At 61.2% G+C, this 23611-nt stretch carries 18 protein-coding genes; 9 read left to right on the plus strand and 9 right to left on the minus strand.

Annotated features, from left to right (window positions below; genetic code table 11):
* Positions 1-21 precede the first annotated feature (21 nt).
* Together ACI512_RS16060 and gloB are read right to left on the minus strand one after the other, a co-directional pair.
* A complete protein-coding gene (locus tag ACI512_RS16060) occupies positions 22-1437 on the minus strand; it encodes a lytic transglycosylase domain-containing protein (protein ID WP_046034069.1) in 1416 nt (471 codons plus the stop codon).
* A gap of 98 nt (positions 1438-1535) precedes the next feature.
* Entirely contained in the window at positions 1536-2303 is a 768-nt protein-coding gene (gene gloB, locus ACI512_RS16065) for a hydroxyacylglutathione hydrolase (RefSeq protein WP_236382271.1), read from the minus strand.
* A gap of 65 nt (positions 2304-2368) precedes the next feature.
* On the opposite strand from gloB, the gene ACI512_RS16070 reads away from it, so the two are divergent.
* From ACI512_RS16070 to ACI512_RS16090, 5 genes are all read left to right on the plus strand, one after another.
* On the plus strand, positions 2369-3139 hold the full coding sequence (locus tag ACI512_RS16070; protein WP_043205244.1) for a class I SAM-dependent methyltransferase: 771 nt from the start codon (positions 2369-2371) through the stop codon (positions 3137-3139).
* Between the two features lie 18 nt (positions 3140-3157).
* Positions 3158-3610, plus strand: coding sequence for a ribonuclease HI (rnhA, locus tag ACI512_RS16075; RefSeq protein ID WP_003173571.1), 453 nt, complete (start codon positions 3158-3160; stop codon positions 3608-3610).
* Between the two features lie 82 nt (positions 3611-3692).
* Entirely contained in the window at positions 3693-4433 is a 741-nt protein-coding gene (gene dnaQ / locus ACI512_RS16080; RefSeq protein ID WP_163825756.1) for a DNA polymerase III subunit epsilon, read from the plus strand.
* Between the two features lie 141 nt (positions 4434-4574).
* Positions 4575-6830, plus strand: a complete 2256-nt coding sequence (locus ACI512_RS16085) for an Orn/Lys/Arg decarboxylase N-terminal domain-containing protein (protein WP_012723843.1) — start codon at positions 4575-4577, stop codon at positions 6828-6830.
* Positions 6831-6838: 8 nt separating this feature from the next.
* On the plus strand, positions 6839-7420 hold the full coding sequence (locus ACI512_RS16090) for a GNAT family N-acetyltransferase (protein WP_064053935.1): 582 nt from the start codon (positions 6839-6841) through the stop codon (positions 7418-7420).
* Here the strand turns inward: ACI512_RS16090 and ACI512_RS16095 are convergent.
* Complete coding sequence (locus ACI512_RS16095; protein WP_236383781.1) at positions 7417-8310, minus strand: LysR substrate-binding domain-containing protein; 894 nt, start codon at positions 8308-8310, stop codon at positions 7417-7419. The genes ACI512_RS16090 and ACI512_RS16095 overlap by 4 nt on opposite strands.
* Before the next feature lie 109 nt (positions 8311-8419).
* Between ACI512_RS16095 and ACI512_RS16100 the strand changes: the two genes are divergently transcribed.
* Positions 8420-8761, plus strand: a complete 342-nt coding sequence (locus ACI512_RS16100; protein WP_064053865.1) for a hypothetical protein — start codon at positions 8420-8422, stop codon at positions 8759-8761.
* Between the two features lie 61 nt (positions 8762-8822).
* Here the strand turns inward: ACI512_RS16100 and ACI512_RS16105 are convergent, their stop codons facing one another.
* Positions 8823-9059 carry a hypothetical protein gene (locus ACI512_RS16105; protein WP_064053864.1) on the minus strand — a complete coding sequence of 79 codons (237 nt, stop codon included), beginning with the start codon at positions 9057-9059 and terminating at the stop codon, positions 8823-8825.
* A gap of 227 nt (positions 9060-9286) precedes the next feature.
* Between ACI512_RS16105 and ACI512_RS16110 the strand changes: the two genes are divergently transcribed.
* Positions 9287-9844, plus strand: coding sequence for an NADPH-dependent FMN reductase (locus ACI512_RS16110; RefSeq protein WP_236383782.1), 558 nt, complete (start codon positions 9287-9289; stop codon positions 9842-9844).
* 168 nt (positions 9845-10012) lie between these two features.
* On the opposite strand, the gene poxB is transcribed toward ACI512_RS16110, so the two are convergent.
* On the minus strand, positions 10013-11737 hold the full coding sequence (gene poxB / locus ACI512_RS16115) for a ubiquinone-dependent pyruvate dehydrogenase (protein ID WP_236380476.1): 1725 nt from the start codon (positions 11735-11737) through the stop codon (positions 10013-10015).
* Positions 11738-11814: 77 nt separating this feature from the next.
* Positions 11815-13047, minus strand: a complete 1233-nt coding sequence (locus tag ACI512_RS16120; protein WP_236380479.1) for an NADH:flavin oxidoreductase/NADH oxidase family protein — start codon at positions 13045-13047, stop codon at positions 11815-11817.
* 71 nt (positions 13048-13118) lie between these two features.
* Here ACI512_RS16120 and ACI512_RS16125 point away from each other — a divergent pair, with 71 nt between their 5' ends.
* Positions 13119-13532 (plus strand): MerR family transcriptional regulator, encoded by a 414-nt coding sequence (locus ACI512_RS16125; RefSeq protein ID WP_236380486.1) that lies wholly within the window; start codon positions 13119-13121, stop codon positions 13530-13532.
* A gap of 105 nt (positions 13533-13637) precedes the next feature.
* Here ACI512_RS16125 and ACI512_RS16130 read toward each other — a convergent pair whose 3' ends face one another.
* The 3 genes from ACI512_RS16130 to ACI512_RS16140 form a co-directional block, all read right to left on the minus strand.
* Positions 13638-14132: a DUF934 domain-containing protein gene (locus tag ACI512_RS16130; protein WP_012723852.1), complete on the minus strand. Its 495-nt coding sequence runs from the start codon at positions 14130-14132 to the stop codon at positions 13638-13640.
* The gene (locus ACI512_RS16135; RefSeq protein ID WP_012723853.1) at positions 14116-15774 is read right to left on the minus strand and encodes a nitrite/sulfite reductase; all 1659 of its coding nucleotides are present in this window, start codon (positions 15772-15774) and stop codon (positions 14116-14118) included. Before ACI512_RS16135 ends, ACI512_RS16130 begins: the two co-directional genes overlap by 17 nt.
* A gap of 426 nt (positions 15775-16200) precedes the next feature.
* Positions 16201-16416, minus strand: a complete 216-nt coding sequence (locus ACI512_RS16140) for a DUF2970 domain-containing protein (protein ID WP_231809868.1) — start codon at positions 16414-16416, stop codon at positions 16201-16203.
* 170 nt (positions 16417-16586) lie between these two features.
* Here ACI512_RS16140 and ACI512_RS16145 point away from each other — a divergent pair, with 170 nt between their 5' ends.
* The gene (locus ACI512_RS16145; protein ID WP_236380490.1) at positions 16587-23573 is read left to right on the plus strand and encodes an NEL-type E3 ubiquitin ligase domain-containing protein; all 6987 of its coding nucleotides are present in this window, start codon (positions 16587-16589) and stop codon (positions 23571-23573) included.
* The last annotated feature ends 38 nt before the right edge of the window (positions 23574-23611 follow it).

Here is a 23611-nt window from a genome sequence, read left to right on the forward strand (position 1 = left end):
GTTCCCCAGTGTTCATGAAACTTAGCGTGGACCTGATACCACCAGCATCTGCCCTGGCTTCAAGGCCTGGCCTGTGCGCGGGTTCCAGCGCTTGAGATGTTGCATCTCAACGTTGAAGCGCTTGGCGACGATGTACAGCGAGTCGCCTTTCTTGACTTTGTACTGCACGGGCTTCTTGCTGTCGGCCTTGGCCACCAGCTTGCGCGTGTCCTGCATTACCAGCGTCTGGCCGACCTTGAGGGCCTGGCCGTTGAGTTTGTTCCAGCGTTGCAGGTCATGCACGTCGACCTTGTTGGCCTTGGCGATAAGCGTGAGGTTGTCGCCACTGCGCACTTTGTAGCTGCGGCTGCGGCCGGCCACCCGGGCGGTCTCGACTTCGTCGAACACCTGCTTTTTCGGACGCATCGCCAGTAATTCTTCCGGCTTCATCGTCGACAGGGTGCTGGTGAGCAGTTGCGCCTTGGAGCTGGGCACCAGCAAATGCTGGGGACCGTCCAGGGTGGTGCGTTGTTTCAGGGCGGGGTTGAGCTGGAACAGTTCGTCTTCGTCGATCTCGGCCAGCGCGGCAACCCGTGACAGGTCCATGCTCTGCTTGACTTCAACCACTTCGAAGTACGGCGTGTTGGCGATCGGGTTCAGGTTGACGCCATAGGCCTCGGGCGCCAGCACCACCTGGGACAGTGCCAGGAACTTGGGCACGTAGTCCTTGGTTTCCTGGGGCAGGGGCAGGTTCCAGTAGTCGGTCGGCAGGCCGAGCTTCTCGTTGCGCTCGATTGCCCGGCTCACCGTGCCTTCGCCAGCGTTGTAGGCGGCCAGGGCCAGCAGCCAGTCGCCGTTGAACATGTCGTGCAGGCGGGTCAGGTAGTCGAGGGCGGCGGTGGTGGAGGCGGTGATGTCGCGGCGGCCGTCGTAGGCGCGGGTCTGGCGCAGGTTGAAGTAGCGCCCGGTGGAGGGGATGAACTGCCACAGGCCGACCGCATCGCTGCGCGAATAGGCCATCGGGTTGTAGGCACTTTCAATCACCGGCAGCAGCGCCAGCTCCAGGGGCATGTTGCGTTCTTCAAGGCGTTCGACGATGTAGTGAATGTAGAGGCTGCCGCGTTCTCCGGCGTTCTCCAGGAAGGAAGGGTTGCTGGCGAACCACAGGCGCTGTTGCTCGATGCGCGGGTTTACACCTAGGCCTTCCTGCAATTGAAAGCCCCGTCGCATGCGTTCCCAGACGTCTTGGGGCACTTCGGGTGCAGGCTTCTCTGACAGCCAGATGACGGGTTTCTGTTTGATCTTGGCGCTAAGGTTCGGCTTGGGTTGCACGGTGGATTGTGCGGTGAAATTGCTTGATTGGCAGCCCGCCAGCGTGGCGGACACAGCCACCGCCACAGCTTGAGCCAGGCGGGTCAATGCGTCTGAATGGTTGGATTTACGAATAGATGACGACATTGGCTGGAAGTAAGTTCCGGGCAAAAATGTCGGGCGATTCTAGAAACCCGTTCGGTTCCGGTCAACCATTCAGAAATTACGTATCAGATTGCTTCTGGTTAGAACTTATCTTTCCACGCCCTCAAGCTAGCAAACACCTCGGCCCCAGAGCGGTTGTCGCGCCCATTCCGTTCGTCCGCTTTTTGTTTAACGGATGTTTCAGAGGTACGTAGGAAAGGGTTGGTCAGCCGCTCCAGGGCCAGGTTGGAAGGCAATGTGATCTCGCCACGGGCGCGCAGTTGGCGGACGCTTTCCACTCGTTCGGCGATATCGGCGTTATCCGGTTCCACCGCTTGGGCGAACTTGAGGTTACTTTGTGTGTATTCGTGGGTGCAGTACACCCGGGTGTCGGCCGGCAGGGCGGCCAACCGTTCAAGGGAGGTGTACATCTGTTCCGGCGTGCCTTCGAACAGGCGCCCGCAGCCGGCGGCGAACAGGGTGTCGCCGCACAGCAGCACGCCGGTGTGATAAAAGGCGATATGGCCCAGGGTGTGGCCGGGCACTGTATAAATGTCGAAGTCCCAGCCGAGTACCGTGATGCGGTCGTTATCGTTCAAGGCCACGTCCCGTGCGGGGATCTTCTCGTTGGCCGGGCCGTAGACCTTGGCGTTGGTAGCGCCTTTGAGCTGTTCGACGCCGCCGACATGATCATGGTGATGGTGGGTGACCAGGATGTCGCTGAGGGCCCAGCCTGGATGCTGTTCGAGCCAGTCCAGCACCGGGGCGGCATCGCCGGGGTCGACCACGGCGCAGCGTTGGGTGTGCGGGTCCTGTAACAACCAGATGTAGTTATCGGTGAAGGCGGGCAGGGCACTGATCTGTATCATTCTTCGATTCGCCAAGCTGAACACATTGGTGCATCTTAGAACGTCTAGGCGAGTTGGAGAATGCAATGACTGATAAAGCGTTCGCCCAGGCCGATCCTGAGTGGCTGGCCCTGATCAGCGCCGCCCGCGAATGGCTGTCCGGTCCCATCGGGCAATTTCTGCTGGACGAGGAACGGCGCATGCTCGAAGACGAGCTGGGCCGGTTCTTTGGTGGCTATCTGGTGCATTACGGCCCTTCGGCCGAGACGCCGCCGTGTGCGCCCCAAGTGCAGCGCAATGTGCGCTTGGGGGCGCCGTTGCCGGGGGTGGAGATCGTTTGCGAAGAACAGGCCTGGCCCTTGAGCGAGCACGCCGCCGACGTGGTGGTGTTGCAGCATGGCCTGGATTTCTGCCTGTCACCCCATGGCTTGCTGCGCGAAGCGGCGAGCAGCGTACGGCCGGGTGGCCATTTGCTGATTGTGGGGATCAACCCCTGGAGCAGCTGGGGCCTGCGCCATGCGTTCGCCCACGATGGCCTGCGCCAGGCGCGTTGCATCTCGCCGCAGCGGGTGGGCGACTGGCTTAACCTGCTGGGCTTCGCGCTGGAGAAACGCCGCTTCGGGTGCTATCGTCCGCCGCTTGCGTCGACCAAGTGGCAAGGCCGCCTGGCCGGTTGGGAGCGCCGCGCAGGTGCCTGGCAGTTGGCGGGTGGCGGCTTCTATCTGCTGGTGGCGCGCAAGATCGTGGTTGGGCTGCGGCCGGTGCAGCAGGTGCGCCGTGAGCCGATGGGCAAACTGGTGCCGATGCCGATGGCCAAGGTCAACCGCAAGCAAAGCGATGCGCAACCCTCTTCTTGAATGAATACCGAGTAACCGATGACCGATAGCGTAGAACTCTTCACCGATGGCGCCTGCAAAGGCAACCCGGGCCCTGGCGGCTGGGGCGCGTTGCTGGTGTGCAAGGGCGTGGAGAAAGAGTTGTGGGGCGGTGAAGCCAACACCACCAACAACCGCATGGAACTGATGGGCGCGATTCGTGGCCTGGAAGAACTCAAGCGCCGCTGCAACGTGCTGCTGGTGACCGACTCGCAATACGTGATGAAGGGCATCAACGAGTGGATGGTCAACTGGAAGAAGCGTGGCTGGAAGACCGCGGCCAAGGAACCGGTGAAAAATGCCGACCTGTGGCAGCTGCTGGACGAGCAATGCAATCGCCATGACATCACCTGGAAATGGGTGCGCGGTCACATCGGCCACCCTGGCAACGAGCGCGCGGACCAGCTTGCCAACCGGGGCGTGGACGAAGTGCGCGGCTACAAGCAGAGCTGATGGCGACTCACGTGTTAAGATCGCGCCCGTTGACGCACACCACACTGCACACCACACCGTTGAGAGCTGAACCCTGATGGCCATCCGATCTGTTGTACTCGATACCGAAACCACCGGCATGCCGGTGACCGACGGCCACCGGATCATTGAAATCGGCTGTGTCGAATTGATGGGTCGCCGCCTCACCGGTCGTCACTTCCACGTCTACCTGCAACCGGACCGCGACAGTGACGAAGGCGCGATCGGCGTCCACGGTATCACTGACGAATTCCTCAAGGGCAAGCCGCGTTTTGCCGAAGTCGCCGATGAGTTCTTCGAATTCATCAACGGCGCCCAGTTGATCATCCATAACGCGGCGTTCGACGTCGGCTTCATCAACAACGAATTCGCCCTGATGGGGCAGACCGATCGCGCAGACATTTCCAAGCACTGCTCGATCCTCGACACCTTGATGATGGCCCGTGAGCGTCACCCCGGCCAGCGCAACAGCCTCGATGCCTTGTGCAAACGTTATGGCGTCGACAACTCCGGCCGTGAACTGCACGGCGCCTTGCTCGACTCCGAGATCCTCGCCGACGTCTACCTGACCATGACCGGCGGGCAGACCAGCCTGTCCCTGGCGGGCAACGCGTCGGATGGCACGGGCTCGGCGGAAGGCTCGGGTAACCGTCCTTCGGAAATCCGCCGGCTGCCGGCTGATCGCAAGCCCACGCCTATTATTCGTGCCAGTGAGCAAGACTTGGCCGAGCATGCGGCAAGGTTGGAAGCGATTGCCAAGTCGGCGGGTGCGCCGGCGTTGTGGACTCAACTGACCCAGCAATAGCCTGGCTGCACGCAATCCAAAGGTGGGAAGGGGCTTGCCCCCTCCCACCGTTGATCTCCATCTGCCTGCGAAATCTTCATTCGCCACATCCACTCCCAGCTTCTACCCTTGAGTGCATAGCCCTCAGGACAACAAGCACTCATGTACAAAGACCTGAAGTTCCCCGTCCTTATCGTGCACCGCGACATCAAGGCCGACACCGTCGCCGGTGACCGGGTCCGAGGCATCGCCCGAGAGTTGGAACAGGAGGGCTTCAGTATTTTCTCGGCAGTGGACTACGCCGAGGGCCGGCTGGTGGCCTCCACCCATCATGGCCTGGCGTGCATGCTGATCGCCGCCGAAGGCGCTGGCGAGAATACCCATCTGTTGCAGAACATGGTCGAGCTGATCCGGCTCGCGCGGCTGCGGGCGCCTAATCTGCCGATCTTTGCCCTGGGCGAGCAAGTCACCCTGGAAAATGCGCCGGCCGACGCCATGAGCGAGCTTAACCAGCTGCGCGGCATTCTGTACCTGTTCGAAGACACCGTGCCGTTTCTCGCCCGGCAAGTTGCCCGTGCGGCGCGCACTTACTTGGATGGCCTGTTGCCGCCGTTCTTCAAGGCGCTGGTGCAGCACACCGCTGATTCCAACTATTCCTGGCACACCCCCGGCCATGGCGGCGGCGTGGCCTACCGCAAAAGCCCGGTGGGGCAGGCGTTCCATCAATTTTTCGGGGAAAACACCCTGCGTTCGGACTTATCGGTGTCGGTGCCCGAACTGGGCTCGCTGCTGGACCACACCGGGCCGCTGGCCGAAGCCGAGGCCCGCGCCGCCCGCAACTTTGGCGCGGACCACACCTTCTTCGTGATCAACGGCACGTCCACCGCCAACAAGATCGTGTGGCATTCCATGGTCGGGCGCGATGACTTGGTGCTGGTGGACCGCAACTGTCACAAGTCGGTGTTGCACTCGATCATCATGACCGGCGCCATCCCCTTGTACCTGTGCCCGGAGCGCAACGAACTGGGGATCATCGGCCCGATTCCCTTGAGCGAATTCAGCCCCGAGTCGATCCGCGCCAAGATCGACGCCAGCCCGTTGACCCGTGGCCGGGCGCCCAAGGTCAAGATGGCCGTGGTCACCAATTCCACCTATGACGGCCTGTGCTACAACGCCGAGTTGATCAAGCAGCAATTGGGCAACAGCGTCGAGGTGCTGCATTTTGATGAGGCCTGGTACGCCTACGCGGCGTTTCATGAGTTCTTCGCCGGGCGCTACGGCATGGGCACTTCGCGCACGCCGGACAGCCCGCTGGTGTTCACCACCCACTCCACCCACAAACTGCTGGCCGCGTTCAGCCAGGCTTCGATGATCCACGTGCAGGACGGCGGCGCGCGTCAGTTGGACCGTGACCGTTTCAACGAAGCCTTCATGATGCATATCTCGACGTCGCCGCAGTACAGCATCATTGCTTCGCTGGATGTGGCCTCGGCGATGATGGAAGGTCCGGCCGGGCGTTCGCTGTTGCAGGAAATGTTCGACGAAGCCCTGAGCTTCCGTCGGGCGCTGGCCAACTTGCGCCAGCACATTGCCGCCGAGGATTGGTGGTTCACCATCTGGCAACCGCCGTCGGTGGCGGGCATCGACCGGGTCGTCACCGCTGATTGGCTGTTGCATCCCCAGGCTGACTGGCATGGCTTTGGCGAGGTCGCCGAGGACTACGTGCTGCTGGACCCGATCAAAGTGACGCTGGTGATGCCCGGCCTCAACGCCGGCGGCGCCCTGAGCGATTGCGGGATTCCGGCTGCCGTGGTCAGCAAGTTCCTCTGGGAGCGTGGTCTGGTGGTGGAAAAGACCGGGTTGTATTCCTTCCTCGTGCTGTTCTCCATGGGTATTACCAAAGGCAAATGGAGTACCTTGCTCACCGAATTGCTGGAGTTCAAGCGCAGCTACGACGCCAACGTGAGCCTGGCCAGTTGTTTGCCATCGGTGTTTGCCCAAGGCCCCACGCGCTATCAAGGCCTGGGCCTGCGCGACCTGTGCGACCAACTGCATAGCTGTTACCGTAGCAACGCCACTGCAAAGCACCTTAAACGGATGTATACCGTTCTGCCGGAGATCGCGATGAAACCCGCGGATGCCTACGACCAGTTGGTCAGGGGGGAAGTGGAAGCGGTTTCCATCGATGCCTTGCCAGGGCGCATCGCAGCCGTGATGCTGGTGCCTTATCCGCCCGGTATTCCACTGATCATGCCGGGCGAGCGCTTCACCGAGTCGACGCGTTCGATTATCGACTACCTGGCCTTTGCCCGGACGTTCGATAGCAGTTTCCCCGGTTTTGTCGCCGATGTTCATGGGTTACAACACGAAGATGACGGCAGTGGTCGTTGTTACACCGTCGATTGCATCAAGGGTTAAGAATGTTTATGCAAGCTGTAATGAACCCGAAGTATCCAGGGCTCAGTGTACGGGTCGCCGACGAAGGCTTTGACGCCTATGTGTGGGGCAATGATTTCAGCTTTGAAGTCAGCGCCTACGGTGAGCCGCAGATGGGCAAGCGGGTCGATCAATGGCCTGTGGAGCGCATCTTGCCGTACCGCAAGTGCTATGGCATCGATCCGGAAGAGTTCGCCAGTTTTCGCGACGCGCCCGACAGCGCGATCTTCATGGCCTACCTGGACGACCGCCCGGTAGGACACATCGTGGTCAGCACCAATTGGAACGGCTTTGCCCATGTCGACGAATTGGCCGTGGCCTTGCCCGCCCGGCGCCATGGCGTGGCCAAGGCGCTGCTGGATGTGGCGCAGTTCTGGAGCCGCAAGAAAAACCTGCCCGGCATGATGCTGGAAACCCAGAACAACAACCTCGGGGCCTGCCGTTTGTACGAGCGCTGCGGCTACGTGATGGGCGGCATCGACCACCTGCGCTATCGCGGCATTGATCCGCAAACCCGCGAAGTGGCGATTTTCTGGTATCGGCTGTTCAAGAGCGAAGTCGACAAGGCTTAGCCCGCCAACAGGCCTTCGGCCTTCTGCGTCACGATCTCCAGCAATGCATTCAGCGCTGGGGAGGTCACGCCCTCCTTGAGGGTCAGCGCATACAGGCTGACCATGATTGGCGGCGACACCGGGCACGCATCCAGCCCGGCCTCGCGTGCGCCGAACGCGGTGAAAGGGTCGACCACCGCCAGGCCTTCTCCCGCTTCCACCATGCTGCGCATCATCTGATAAGTCTGTACGCGCGTCTGCACCACCGGCAGCGGGCGCAGGGCTTGCAGCTTGGCATCCAGCAAGCGGCTGAGCGGGTCCTGGCCTTCGAGCCCGATCATCGCTTGCCCGGCCAGGTCCTGCAGCGCGATGTACTTCTGCTTGGGTTTGAGCCAGCCATGCGGCGCGAGCAATTGCAGCTTGCCTTGGGCCAGCACGGTGCTGTGGATCTGTGGGTGTTCCGGGTCATGCAGGCTCAGGCCTACGTCGGCTTCGTGCAGCAGCAGGCTCCTGACGATCTCGCGGGTCGGCTGGCTTGACAGGTTGCACGGCGTGTCCTGGAAGCGTCGGCGCAGCAGCGCAATGCTTTGCGGCAACAGTTGATTGGCCAGGGGCGGGGTGCAGAGGGCGCGCAGGGTCGGGGCGTGATGGTGTTTCAGGCGGCTGGCGAGGCGCTGCACTGGTTCCAGCGCCTCATACACGTGGGCGATTTCCGCCTGCAGCTCCAGGGTTTCCCGTGTCGCCTGCAAGCGTCCACGGACGCTGGCGAACAGCATAAAGCCCAATTGCGCCTCGGCCTCCTTGAGCGCCGCGTCCACATCGCCCACGGGGAGTTGCAACCACTCGGCGGCCAAGCCTGGGTGTCCGGTCTGCAAGATGGCTTGAATCACTTCGATATGACGTAAACGCATCGCCGGAGTCTATGTGCAGCGCGCCGGGGATTCAATAGAATGGCTGCGCTGATCATCAACGACCAAAGCCGGCTGCCGGCATTAACAACAAAAACAGGTCTGGTCTCACATGCCTCTACCCTCGATCCTCGGGGTAACGGCCAAGCAACTGCTGGTCTTGGTGACCGTCGGGTGCGTGGCTGCTTATCTCTTCAACGCTCAAAACGAAAGCACGCCGGAAAACCTGGCACTTGAAACGTTCATCCGTTCCCAGGAACAGGTGGCCGAACAGGTGGGGGCAGTCTTGGAAGTGGCATTGGTCAGGCAGGTGGTCGCGTATCCGGGTTACCACAGCGCGGGCTACCAGCGTTCGATGTTTGCCGTGCAGGGCGAGCGGGGACGCTTGATGGTGACCTTGAAGAAGGTCGAGGGGGAGCAGGGCATTGAGGTCACGGAGATCCGCCGGCCGTGATCACCCCAGCCCAGTCGACGCCATCAATGGCCAGGACTGAGCAGGTGGATAAGGCGTGATCTTATGACGCGAGGGTGGTTCGCGACTCGCGCACGAGAATCGTGCCCGATTGAATCAACTTGAATTCGTCGCCTTCCAGCTTTTCTACACGATCGCCAATGGCCAGCTTGTAGGTGGTGGTAGGTGCCGAGCCAGCCAGGTCGCCTTGCGCCGGGTTGGATTCCTGGAACTCATGCACCGAATACACACGTCCTTCTGCGTCTCTGGCATGAAACTGTCCGACTAGTACTGCTGCCATCTGTTTAGAACCTCTGGAGATAAACACTCGATTTGCGGTTCTGTAGACCGTCAGGGAGCGGGGTAGTTTACTTACGGAATAAAAATACTATTCGCTTATCTTTTCAGATGATTCCTACATGTCACTGCGTGATGCAAATGCCCGGAGGATTATCAAAACCTTCTGGTGAACACGCCGCGAAGACTCTATAACTACAAGCTCCTTTAGTCAGACGTCGGGAACCCCCAATGAGCAAGGTCTACACCGTAGCCGTCCTGGTTGGCAGCTTGAGAAAAGACTCGATCAACCGCAAGGTCGCGCTGGCATTGGCCGAACTGGCCCCTGCCAACCTGAAGTTGAACATTGTGGAAATTGGCGACTTGCCGCTCTACAACGAAGACATTGACGGTGCGACACCGCCGGCAGCCTACAGTACTTTCCGTCAACACGTGAGCTCATCCGACGCGCTGCTGTTCGTGACCCCGGAATACAACCGCTCCGTGCCCGCGCCCTTGAAGAATGCCATCGACGTAGGTTCTCGGCCCTACGGGCAGAGCGCCTGGAGTGGCAAGCCGGGGGCGATCATCAGCGTGTCGCCGGGGGCGATTGGTGGTTTTGGCGCCAACCATCACCTGCGCCAGTCCCTGGTGTTTCTCGATGTGCCCTGCATGCAGCAGCCGGAGGCCTACCTGGGCGGCGCGGGCAGTGTATTTGACGAGGCGGGCAATGTGTCTGAAAAGACCAAGCCGTTCCTGCAGGCGTTTATTGATGCTTACGCCATGTGGGTGGCCAAGCAGCACGGCTGATTACCCGCCCACTTAAAGCTGTTTACTCTCAATGTGGCGAGGGAGCTTGCTCCCGTTGGGCCGCGAAGCGGCCCCAGGCCTTTGTTTGAAAAGACTGGGACTGCTACGCAGTCAAACGGGAGCAAGCTCCCTCGCCACAGCTAAGGCGCTTCCTTGCGCCAATGAGGGTCAGCGCAACCAGTTGGTGCGCGCCAGTTCGATCACCTCATCGCCCCGGCCGCTCATCACCGCCTTGAGCATGTACAGGCTGAAGCCCTTGGCTTGTTCCAGCTTGATTGTCGGCGGCATCACCAACTCCTGGGTTGCGGTGACCACATCCACCAGCACCGGGCCATCATGGGCCAGGGCGCGGCGCAGGGCGGGCTCCAGGTCTTCGGATTGCTCCACGCGAATGCCGAGGATGCCCATGGCGTTGGACATGGCGGCGAAGTCCGGGTTTTTCAGTTCGGTACCGGCGTCCAGGTAACCTGCGGCTTTCATCTCCATCGCGACAAAGCCCAGCGAGGCGTTATCGAACACGATGACTTTCACCGGCAGTTTCAACTGCGCCAAGGAAATGAAATCCCCCATCAACATGGCAAAGCCGCCGTCACCGGACATCGAAATCACCTGGCGATCCGGGAAGGCCGCCTGCGCGCCGATGGCCTGGGGCATGGCATTGGCCATCGAGCCGTGGTTGAACGAACCGATCAGGCGGCGCTTGCCGTTCATCTTCAAATATCGCGCAGCCCACACGGTCGGTGAGCCGACGTCGGCGGTAAAGATTGCATCGTCATCCGCCAACTCGCTGAGCAAACGCGCCACGTATTGTGGGTGGATCGGCCGATTGGCCTTCGACGGTTGAGCCAGGTCATCGAGCCCTTGGCGGGCTTTTTCATACTGCTTCAAGGAGGTCTCGAGAAAGCTGCGATCGGTCTTGCGCGTCAAGCGCGGCAGCAGGGCGTCGATGGTTTCACTGACATCCGCGGCGATGCCCAGGTCCAGCGTGGCGCGGCGGCCGAGGGCCTGCGGGTTGCGGTCAACCTGGATGATCGTGGCGTCAGTGGGGTAGAACTGGCGATAAGGAAAGTCGGTGCCGAGCATGATCAACGTGTCGCAGCCGAGCATGGCGTGGTAACCGGAGCTGAAGCCGATCAGGCCGGTCATGCCCACATCGAACGGGTTGTCCCACTCCACATGTTCCTTGCCGCGCAGGGCATGCACCACGGGTGCGCCCAGCGCGTCAGCCAGGGCCACCACTTGGTCATGGGCGCCGGCGCAACCGCTGCCGCACAGCAGGGTGACCTTCTGGCTGCTTTCCAGGAGCTCGGTGAGGCGTTGCAGGTCTTGTTCCGCGGGCAATGTGCGCGGCGCGTGCAGGGCTGGCCAGGGCTTGAGCTTATCCTCCACTTCCAGCAGCGATACGTCACCCGGAATCACCACCACTGCCACGCCGCGATTGAGGATCGCCGAACGCATGGCGCGGTGCAGCACGTGGGGCATCTGCTCGGGGTTGGTGACCAGCTCGATAAAGTGGCTGCACTCCTTGAACAACTCTTGGGGATGGGTTTCCTGGAAATAGTTCAGGCCGATCTCCGAAGAAGGAATCTGTGCGGCGATCGCCAGCACCGGCACATGGTTGCGATGGCAATCGAACAAGCCATTGATCAAGTGCAGGTTACCCGGCCCGCAGCTGCCGGCGCACACCGTCAGTTCACCCGTGGCCGCTGCTTCGGCACCGGCGGCGAAGGCCGCCACCTCCTCGTGGCGCACGTGCATCCACTCGATGCTGTCCATGGTGCGCAGGGCGTCGGTGAGGCCGTTGAGGCTGTCGCCGGTCAGGCCCCAGATACGCTTGATGCCCGCCTGTTCAAGGGTGGTCGCCAATTGCTGGGCCAGGTTGATTTTCGCCATGAAGAACTCCAATCGTCAGTGAGGTTAAAAACTGCTGATCAATAGGGGACAGTTCGATCACGGCGAATGCTCCGCCTTTAATGTGAAGATTGCGTCATAGCCGCCCGGTACTGCCGCGTGCGCCGCGCCAGAAACCATTGGTCGCGCACCAGCGCCATGCACGGCACGACGTTGGCTTTGGGCGAATGGCCGCGGCTGAGGCGGCGCATCTGGTAGCGCACCACGGCGAGTATGGCGAGAGAGGCCAGGGGCTTGCGTTGCCAGTCGATAGGCTTGAGTTGCGGGTTGGGGTCGCGGCCTTCGCGCCAGTGCTGGATCAAGTGGGGTTCCAGCGTCAGGGCGGTGGCGATCCCGGCCATGGCGACGCCACTGTCCAGTACCTGTTGCACTATGGGCAGGCGACGGATGCCGCCGGTGACCATCACCGGCATCTTGGCGATGGTTGCCAGTTGACTGGCGAACTCGAGGAAGTACGCCTCACGCGCCAGGGTGCGGCCGTCACGCGCTTCGCCTTGCATGGCGGGTGCTTCGTAACTGCCACCGGATAACTCCAGCAGGTCGATGGGTAGCGGGTTGAGCATTGCGACCACGGCACGTGCATCGGCTTCTGCAAAACCGCCACGTTGGAAGTCGGCAGAGTTGAGTTTGACGGCGACACAAAACGACGGGCTGACGCTGGCGCGTACCGCACGGATCACTTCCAGCAACAGGCGCGCGCGGTTCTCCAGGGCGCCGCCCCAGCGGTCAGTGCGTTGGTTGCTCAATGGCGACAGGAACTGACTGAGCAAGTAGCCATGGGCGCCGTGGATCTGCACGCCGGTAAACCCGGCTTTTTCGGCCAGGCGTGCGCTGGTGGCAAAGCGCTGGATCACGTCCTGGATGTCGTCTTCGGTCATGGCCTTGGGCGTGGCAAACATCTTCGAGAAACCACCGAGGTCGAGCGCCACGGCGGACGGTGCAATGGCTTGCTGGCGTAGGTTGGCCGGCGTCTGGCGGCCTGGGTGGCTGAGTTGTACCCAGAAGTGCACGCCGTTGCCGCGGGCGACGTCGGCCCACTCACTGAAGCTCGCCAGGTACTGCTCATCCTCAAGGGCCACGCCGCCGGGGCCGGTCATGGCGCGGCGGTCGACCATCACGTTGCCGGTGATCAACAAACCGGGATTACCGGCGGCCCAGGCTTTGTAAAGCTGCTTCAATTCACGGGACGGCGCCTGATTGCCATCGGCCATGTTTTCTTCCATCGCCGCTTTGGCGATGCGGTTGGAGAGGACTTGGCCATTGGGCAGTTGCAGGGCTTCAAAGGGTGACATGGGTTGACTCCTGAGCAGAGGAGGTCTCAGGCTAAGCTTAAAGTTAACTTTAATGTCAAGCAGGTGCGGTGATGAATATTGGTGAGCTGGCAAAGCAGAGCGGGCTGGCGGCGTCGCGGATCCGCTTTTATGAGGCCGAAGGGCTGATCAGCCAGGTGGGGCGCCAGGCAAACGGTTACCGGCGTTACGCGCCGGAGGCGCTGCAAACCCTGCAACTGATCCAGAGCGCGCAGCAGGCAGGTTTTACCTTGCAGGAACTCAAGGCATTAATGCCGGCGCCGGGGGAGTACAAGCGTGAGGCGTTGATCGAGGCACTGGAATGCAAGGTCGTGCAGATCGAAGAGATGCAGGCGCAGTTGGCCCACAGCAAGGCGCAGTTGCTGGGGGTGATCGAGGCAGCGCGGGCGCAGCCGGAAGGCGTGCCGTGTTCGATGGGGCAGAAGCAGGTGCTGGCGTCGATCAAGACCGGTCTACAGAGCAAGTAGATGCCAATGTGGGAGGGGGCTTGCCCCCGATAGCAGAGGGCCAGTCAACAGATTCATTGACTGATCCACCGCCATCGGGGGCAAGCCCCCTCCCACATTTGAGACTCAGCGCCGACGGAACAACGGCAGCGGTTCATCCGTTGCTGCCTGGTACGTCACCGAGAAGTCCTTGAGGCTTTCCAGCGCTTCGTACGGGTCTTTGTCGGCGCGCAGGGCGAATGCATCGAACCCGCAGCGGCGCAGGTAGAACAGTTGGTCGCGCAGCACGTCGCCAATCGCGCGCAGCTCGCCTTTGTAACCGTAACGGTCGCGCAGCAGGCGTGCGTTGGAGTAGTTACGCCCGTCGGTGAAGGCCGGGAAGTTCAGGGCGATGACTTGGAAGTGTTCCACGTCCTCACCGATTTCTTCGGCTTCTTCATCGGCGTCCAGCCACACACCCAGGCCGCCATCGCGGGCCTTGAGGGCGTGGCCGTGTTCGCGCCACAGTGCCAACGGCACGATCAGGTCGTCGCAGTTGGAGATGCCGTCGAAGCTCGCGTCCTTGGGCAGCAGGTGCCAGGTTTCGTCGAGGACTTCGTTGTTCTTAATGATTCGCTGCATAGACGCGCTCCTTGAACAGGTCAATGCCGATGCGCTGGTAGGTGTCGATGAAACGCTCATCTTCGGTACGCTGTTCGATGTACACGTCGATCAGCTTGCCGATCACCTCGGGCATGGCTTCCTGGGCGAAGGACGGGCCGAGGATCTTGCCCAGGCTCGCATCGCGGCTGGCGCTGCCACCCAGGGACACTTGGTAGAATTCTTCGCCTTTCTTGTCCACGCCCAGGATGCCGATGTGGCCGACGTGGTGGTGACCACAGGCGTTCATGCAACCGGAGATGTTCAGGTCCAGCTCGCCGATGTCGAACAGGTAGTCCAGGTCGTCGAAACGGCGCTGGATCGATTCGGCGATCGGGATCGACTTGGCGTTGGCCAGGGAGCAGAAGTCGCCGCCCGGGCAGCAGATGATGTCGGTCAGCAGGCCGATGTTCGGCGTGGCGAAACCGCCTTCGCGCAGCTCGCCCCACAGGGTGAACAGTTGGCTCTGCTCCACGTCCGCCAGGATGATGTTCTGCTCGTGGGAGGTGCGCAGTTGGCCGAAGCTGTAGCGCTCGGCCAGGTCGGCCACGGCGTCCAGCTGCTTGTCGGTGATATCGCCCGGTGCAACACCGGTCGGTTTCAGCGACAGGGTGACTGCCACATAGCCCGGCTTTTTGTGCGCCAGGGTGTTGCGGGTGCGCCAGCGGGCGAAGCCTGGATGCTCTTTATCCAGCGCTGCGAGCTCGGCGTCCTGATTGCTCAGGGCCTTGTACTCCGGGTCGACGAAGTGTTTGGCGACGCGGTGCACTTCGGCTTCGGTCAGGGTGGTCTGGCCGCCGCGCAGGTGTTCCATCTCGGCGTCGACTTTCTGGGCGAAGACCTCAGGGGTCAGCGCTTTTACCAGGATCTTGATCCGGGCCTTGTATTTGTTGTCACGACGGCCATAGCGGTTGTAGACCCGCAGGATGGCGTCGAGGTAGCTCAACAGGTCCTGCCACGGCAGGAACTCGTTGATAAACGCGCCGACCACGGGCGTACGGCCCAGGCCACCGCCGACCAGTACACGGAAACCCAGCTCGCCGGCCGCGTTGTGCACCGGCTCCAGGCCGATATCGTGCACTTCGATGGCGGCGCGGTCCGAGGTCGAGCCATTGATGGCGATCTTGAACTTGCGCGGCAGGTAGGCGAATTCTGGGTGGAAGGTGGTCCATTGACGGACGATTTCGCACCAGGGGCGTGGGTCGATCAGTTCGTCAGCGGCCACGCCGGCGAATTGGTCGGTGGTCACGTTGCGCAGGCAGTTACCGCTGGTCTGAATGGCGTGCATTTGCACGGTCGCCAGTTCAGCCAGGATGTCCGGCACATCTTCCAGCGCCGGCCAGTTGAACTGTACGTTCTGGCGGGTACTGATGTGGGCATAGCCTTTGTCGAAGTCACGGGCAATCTTGGCCATCATGCGCGTCTGGCGCGAAGTCAGTTGGCCATAAGGCACGGCCACCCGCAGCATCGGCGCAAAGCGCTGAACATAAAGGCCATTTTGCAGGCGCAGAGGGCGGAACTCTTCTTCGCTCAGTTCACCTGCTAGGTAGCGTCGGGTCTGATCACGGAACTGCTTGACGCGGTCCTCGATGATGCGCTGATCGTATTCGTCGTATACGTACATATAGGTCCTGTTCTCGGCAAATCTGCGCGCACGGCCGCGCACTCCCAACGGAGCGGGGGCACGATACCAGTTTGCGTTTATGCGCAAAAGTGATGTTTGAGTATATGCAAAGAACCAAATCGACTAATGAGATTGATTATCTCGATATCCACATTTGTCATAGGGGCAAGTGTGGACTTTACTGTGGTCGAGTCTTAATGCAATCACCTATAAAACCGACAAGAGGCGATGCGATGAGCAATTCGACAAAAGCCCGTAAACCCGACAGCACCGTTGATGCCTGGGCCATTCTGTTCCTGATCATCCTGGTGGTGGGAACCGCCGTGTTCTGGGTCAGCCATCAGTAGGAAGAGGGCGAGATCCGCAGCAGGACCCGTAACATCCGGAATAAGGGAACGGCCCGCCCGTTCCCTTATTCCGCGTGCTCTACACCCCCGCAAAGTGCAACACCAACTTGACGACGCCGAACAGCGTCAAGGCGAACACGGCCGTGAACAGAATGCCCAGGACGACAAAGTGGCTGGGCTTGCCGTGCGTGAAGTCACGTGCGCGATTCTTCCCGCTTTGCACGCCGAAGGCGGCAGCGACCACGCTGTGGAGCATTTGCCAGAACGTTGGCGGTTTGTTGCCTGAGTCGTCCATAACACCCTCCCGGTTCAGGGTTAGCGCCCTGTGTATCCAGCATAGTCAGTTCCGCGGCAATGACCGCAGCGAAACCAATACAACAGAACCCGCGCAACTATGCACCGCTTCGCCCGTTGATCCGCGTGATGTCCTGAGGCTCCCTAAACAGCATCAGGAACCCATGCCTCATGTCACCACTCGACAGCCCCCTCAGCGAGGGGCTTCACGTCACCTTTATCAAAGGACGCCTGCCCAAGTGGCTCGAACAGCTGACGACCGCCGACATCCAGCGATTGCATCGCGCGCGCGACCCGCTGCAGGCGTTAACAGCCGCCCAGCCTGAGCTTTTTGCCAGTGCCCGGCCTGAGTTGCGCCGAGCATTGCTGGATAGCCAGGCCGGCTACTTGTCCGCCAGTCAAACCCTGGCCAAGACCCTGGCGAACTTCAAGACCCTCACCGACTTCGCCACACCGTTGCTCAACCAGGCGTTGCGCGACACTTTTGGCCTGGCACCGGACGTCAACAAAACCCAGCTTTTCCATCTGCGCGCGCCCAATCGTGCCGACGCCCAGAGCCTATTGCAGGCGGCACTGCGCAACTTCGAGGCCGATGAGCCGTTCGATGAGGTGGCCCTGCAGGAAACCAGCGCCTTGGCGCCAGAAGAGGCACTGGAACAACACCGGTACGATGAAACTGAGCACTACCCGTTTGGCAAGGTGCGTTACCGCATTCGTGACAAGCTGGCGATCAAGCCCGAAGCATTTGCCCAACTGTGTCGCAAGCTGGACCTGGGCACGCAGTATCAGGACCACATTGGCGCGGTGTTTGAAACCCCGGCCACGGCCGACGAGGTACGCCGGCAGACAATCGCGGCCAACAAGGCCGGTTTGCGTTTGCAGGCGCACATAGCGCGCTTGCAATCCAATCTTGATGAAACGGCCTACGCGACCTTACTGGCGATACTCGATGGCCAGCCTGGGCCAATGCTGGATGGCTACCCGGTGGCGTACAGCCAATTGACCGTGCTGGGCGCGGCATTGAGCGATGTGCTGATTATCGGCTCAGCCCCACGCAAGCCTGGGACTACGCTGGTCTTTCCCACGCATTTGCCGGTACCGCCTGCGAGTGAGTACCTGGTACGTGATACGCGCATCATCGTCTACATCCCGGGTGATCCGGCCAGTCCGGTCAAGGAGTACCCGTCACTCAAGGCGTTTGCCCAGGCATTGGCCGTCAAGCTGCGTTCGCCGACTTATCAGCGCTTCTTTGCGGGGTTCTTGCCCCAGGACGAGTCGGCGAACTTTTTCCGCCGCCTCAGGCTTCAGCTCAAGGTGTACCGCTGGAACCCAAGCCCGACACCGCCTGGGCCTGGCTATAACCCTGACGGGTTCGTCGATGGCATCTTCGAGGAGGTCTGGAACGACGAACTCGATCTGCACCCCGACGAGACGTTTCACAAGCCCGAGATTTTTTCCACGCTGTATGACCGCCATCTGGAGCGGATCAAGGCGAATGCCAGGTTGCTGGCGGTACCCACCGCAGAGGTCGACCACAAGGCTTGGATCGAGCGGCTCAAGCACTATGCCGAGTGGGGCCTGAACGTGCTGAATGTCGCGGCGTTTTTCGTGCCGGGCCTTGGGGAAGTGATGCTGGCGGTGACTGCGGCCCAACTGACGTACGAGGTGTACCAGGGCGTCGAGGCCTGGCAGGTGGGGGATGCCGATGAGGCTTGGCAACATCTGGCGTCGGTGTTGCAGAACGTTGTCTTCATGGCAGCGCTGGGCGCGGTGGCGGCCAGGGCTCCGGTAATCAAGGCCAGTGCTTTTGTGGACGGTTTGCACAGGGTCAAGCTGCCTTTTGGTGAACCACGCCTGTGGAACGCCGACCTGCGTGCGTACAACAGCGCAGTCATGTTGCCTCCCGCCCTTAAGCCAAACGCCATGGGCCAGTATGAGGTCGGCGGCAAGACTTACATTCGTCTGCAGGGCCAGGTGTATGAAAAGACCTTCGACGCCACGCTCAACCAGTGGCGGATCAAGCACCCCAGCGATCCCAACGCCTACCAGCCGGTGTTGAGCCACAACCACGCGGGCGCCTGGCGCCACCGCTTCGAACGGCCACACACCTGGGATCGTTTGACGTTGTTGCGCCGGATAGGGCCGTCGACCGATGCCTTCAGTGATGCGCAGCTGCTGCAGTTCGCCGAAATCAGCGGTGTCGACGACGACGCTTTGCGCCGGATGCATAGTGATCACAAGGCGCCGCCTGCACAGTTGGAGGAAACCCTGAAGCAATTTCGGATTGATCGGCAGGTGCATGAACTGATTGACCAGGCGCGCGCGGGGCAGCGCGTGCCGGACAACCGCTACAACTATGTGCCGCCGCTGGTCGTCGACATGCCACGTTGGCCGCGCGGGCGCTGTATCGAGGTGTTCGACGGGCCTGGGCTCACGGGCAAGTCAAGCCGGTGGGGCACGTCGGTCGGGGGCGTCAAGCCGGTGATTCAGGTCACGCACCTGCAAGTGTCCAGCAGCCAGCTGCCCGAGCTGATTCTGGCGGCGTTGGATGAGCCGGAAATTACCGGTTTGCTTGGCGGTGAGGGCGCACGGGTGGTCGCTGAGCGGGTCGCGGTGTTCAGGGAGCAGATTGCCGATTTTCTGCAAACCCAGAAGGCGACGATCTTCGACAGCATCGCGCGCGGTACCGAGCCCGTCGTGCCCGCGTTGGAGGACGTGCGGCGCAGCTTTCGCGGGCTCTCGACCACAGCGGCGCGCGAGGTATTGGCTAACGCTACGCCAGCTGAGCACGTGCACCTGTCGCAGACCAAGCGCCTGCCGCTGAAGATGGCGGAACGGGCCCGGATCCTGCAGCAGCAGGGCCGCTTGAGTCGCGCGTGCGCGGGGCTCTATCTGGAAAGCCTGGCCTCCACCGACAGCGACCGCCTGGCACTGCACGCCCTGGAGCATCTGGCAGGTTGGTCCGACGCGGTGCGCCTTGAAGTGCGAGAGACCGGCGTGGAAGGGCCGTTGCTGGACAGTGTCGGCAGCGAGACGGCACCGCAGCGCAAATACCTGGTCAAGCATGACAATCAATTTCAGGCCTTCGACGATAACGGCAACGCGTTGAACAGCGTGCCCCGGCACGGACGCAATCTGTTTGCATCCATCCTGCACGCGTTGCCGGACGGCGCGCGCGGTGATTTGGGGCTGCCCCATGTGGGCCAGTCCGGCGAGCTGCAAAAGGCCCTGGCTGAGTATGCGGTGGGGCATCGCGAGACGATGTCCCGTGCCTTGGGCCAGCAGCCGATCAAACCGCGCTTCAAGCGGCTGCAGCCCGGTTACACCGGCTACGTGCTCAGCGGGCGCGGGGCAGGGTTCCCGGTCAACCCGCAATGGGTGGCCAGGGTGCGTGATATCTATCCGCAGGTTGACCACCGCTCGGCCATCCAATTTGTCCAGGGGCAGTTACTGGCCGGTCGAACTGATCAGCAAATGCTCAGCCTGCTCAGCAGTCGCCAGAGTGAGCTGGAGCGCTTACAGGGCACGCTGCAACAGTGGGTCGGGGCGCACGAGCCTACAGAGCGTTTTCAGGCCACGGTGGAGCAGTCGCCTGAGCGCATCGTGGCCGAAGGTCTGCGTCTTATGAGGCGTGCGCTGGCCAGTGAGTTGATCAACTGTTGGCGCTCGACGCCCTATCGTGGCGTAGCTGTCAACGAACACCTGGATTTATCGGGCGTCGAAAACCTGCCCCGGCTGGAGGCGGATTTTTCCCATGTGGTCAGGCTGACAGTCAACGCTGCCGACTTGGAGGGGCCCGGCGGTGCGGCGTTGTTCGAGCAATTCCCATCGGTCAGCCGCCTGTCGGTATCACTGGCCGAAGGCGCAGCGCTGCCGCCGGCTATCACACGCAACGCCGCAATCACCGGCTTGCATGTGCACGGCGACGGCCTCGTGTATTCGGCTGCACTGCAGCAGCAGTTGAACGGCATGACGTACCTTGAACACCTGAGCCTGAGAGGGACGATGGAGGGCATCGACGTCAGTGAACTAAAGAAGCTCAAGTCGCTGGACCTCACGTTTTGCCAACTGACCCGTTGGCCGACAGGCGTGCTGGACCTGCCACAGCTGGACGCATTGAGGCTGGACGGCAACCCGATTGCAAGCGTGCCGGCGCGGTTATTCGTCGGTCACGAGCGCTTATGGCGCGGGTTGAGCCTGGGGTGGTCAAGGCTCGACCACGCGTCGTTCATGTCGGTGTATCGCTACCTGTTTGAGCATCCCGCTCACTTGGCGGACGTCCGGAGCATGACCGAAATGTACCGCGTAGAGTGTTTGGAGGGGTTATTAAACACGGCCAGAGAGCATTATCCGGTGGGTTTACGGGCGCCGGGAATTTCGGTTGAGGCCATGCTCGATGAAATCGGCACCTTGCGTCAGGCGTACGCTGACCTGGTCCGCGAACTGGATGAGTGGAAGGTCAAGGCGGTCAGGGTCGAACGCTATGCGGCTGACCGCTACCACCGGGAGGACGTTGCTGACCGGCTATTGGCGTGCTGGCGCAACGGTTTTTTGGAGCGTTTCGCTGATATGCGTGAGATGCCACCGGTGAATAGAGTGCTTAACCTGTCAGGTGGCAGGCTGAACGACCTACCGCATTTACCTGGGGGGGCTTATCCGCACATCCGCAGTTTGAACCTCCGCGGACTGAGTCTGACCGAGCCTGAACTCAGCACGTTTTTGCGCAAATTCCCCCAGGTCGAACGTCTCGATTTATCCCGGATGCGGTTGGATGATCTGCCGTCGGCGATTGAAGGCATGAGGCAGCTTAAAGAGTTAGAGCTGCAGGGCAATTATTTGACCGTCAACCCCGTTATGCAGGTTCGCCTGAATCAACTGACTGCCCTTGAGCGCCTCGACATGAGCCGAAACCGCCTTGGCACACTGGACGTCAGTGCTCTGCGAGCGCTCCAATCGCTGAACGTGAGTGCCACCGCTATCGTTGAATGGCCAAGCGGGGTGCTCGACTTACCGCACCTGCAACACCTGAGTCTGGGCCGCAGTGGCATCACCACTGTGCCTGAGGTGGTACAACCCCACCAAGTGCGGCTTGTGGCCACGGCTAATTTGCGAGGCTGCCCATTGACCGACACCGCCTTTGTACGGCGTGACGAGATTATCGCGCGCTTCCGGGCGGGGCAGGGGTCGTCAGCGAATGCCCACTTGTTACAGACACGAACAAATTGGGGTGAAAGGGAATATTACCCAGCGTCTGACGACGAGCTTCGCGCCTCGAGCGTGTTACCTCAGCTTTCATCCGAGCCGCTTGAGGGTGAGCCGCCATTGAGCGCCCCGGCAAGGTTGCGCCTGCTGGACCCGACAATGGGCGAAAGGGAAGCGCAGCAGATCGTCGACCATTTGCTGAGCCAGCACTTCACGCCGCTGCAAATCGACGCACGCCTCTCGGTGTGGCGCCAGGAGTACCAGGCATTCAGACACGCGCTCAACACCTGGATTGACATCAAACCCTTCCCATTGCTCGACGAAAGGGTAACGCCGACGTTGCGGCGAAGGGCTGCCGACGCGATTCTGAGTGTATGGCGCCAAGAAAACCTGGCGCAAATGCCTGCGCGGGAACTCATCCTGGATTTGTCGCGGGCGCATGTGGGCGATTTGCCCGCGTTGCCCGCAACACTGGAACAGGTCACGTCCCTGAGCTTGAACATGGCCAGGATCAGTGAGCAGGGCTCCAATGATTTTCTCAAGGCGTTCCCCAATCTGCGCCACCTTGACCTGGGCGGTAATGGGCTCGATCAGTTGCCCGAGGCGGTCAGCAGCCTGCAACACTTGGTCCAACTGGATGTTTCCAATAACTACCTGACCCACACGCCGGCGTTGCAACAACGGCTTGGCAGCCTGCCCGAACTGCAACGGCTCAATCTGGGCTGGAACAGCCTGGAAGGCTTGGACTTCAGTGCATTTATCCGGCTGGAGTCCTTGGATTTGCGTAGCAATCAATTGACTCAATGGCCCCACGGCGTCCTTCAGGCCCCGGAACTCAAGTACCTGGACCTGCGCAACAACCAGTTGACGAGCATCCCCGAAGAAGCCCTGCAAGGTCATGACCCGTTGATGCGTGGCACCGACCTGCGGGACAACCTGCTGTCCCGTGAAACCATGGCGCAGATCTATGACTACTGGCAGGACACTCACATCAACTTTCGCTTCACCTCGCGTGAGCTTGAGCGTGGTTTCGAGGGCGCGGATACCGAGACGACCTCCTATGAAGTGAGTGAAGCCGACAGTGACAGTGAGCCTGAGGACGTGACCGAGCAAGAGGCCCATCAGCTCGACCGCTGGCTTGGCAGCGCTGAAACCGATGCGGCTCAAAAACAGCTTATTTGGCGGGCACTCAAGGCTCGTGAAGGTCACCAACACTTCTTCAGTGTCATTGCCGAACTCAAGGAAACCCGTGACTTCACCACTGATCGGCGTGGGCTCACCGCACGCGTGTGGCGATTGCTGGAGGCTGCCCACAGCGACGACGCGCTCCGGGAGTTGCTGTTTGCCCAAGCGAATGCGGACTACACCTGCGGTGACGGGCGGATGCTCAACTTTACCGACCTGACCCTCAAGGCGTTGGAGTTCAATGCCTTGAAAAACGTCGAAGCCGGGCAGGAAGGGCCCGTACTGCTGCGACTGGGTAAAGGGTTGTTTCGTCTGGATAAAGTCGAGGCATTGGCCCATGAGGTCATTCGGCGCAAGCCGCGAATCGACCCGGCGGAGATTCGCATGGCTTACCGTGTGGGCCTGGCCGAGCGTCTGCAATTACCCGAGCAGCCGCAGGGGATGTTGTATGTCGGGGCGTCCGGCGTGACGCCGGCAGACCTCGATGTCATGTTTGCCCAGGTGACCCAGGCGGAGCAGGGTGAAGAGCTGCTCCAGGACCTGATAGCGCGTGGGTTTTGGTCGGACCACCTGAAGATCAAATACCGCAGCCGGTTCGTCGCGCTGCAAGCCCGTCGAGAGGCGGAGCATGTGCGCCTGGAAAATCTGTATCCCGACTTTGGCGAGCGCTATCGGGAGGCCTTGGTCCATTGCGACCTGGAACTTCAAATTGAAGCCGTCGACCTCGCACTTGAATTGACCAGGCTGGAACGCACCGAGATCGGCCAGTAAAGCCCTAAAGGCTCAGCGGCTTGCCGGCAGCGACGGCC

Source organism: Pseudomonas petroselini, from assembly GCF_045037875.1.
In the GTDB taxonomy this organism is placed as follows: domain Bacteria; phylum Pseudomonadota; class Gammaproteobacteria; order Pseudomonadales; family Pseudomonadaceae; genus Aquipseudomonas; species Aquipseudomonas petroselini.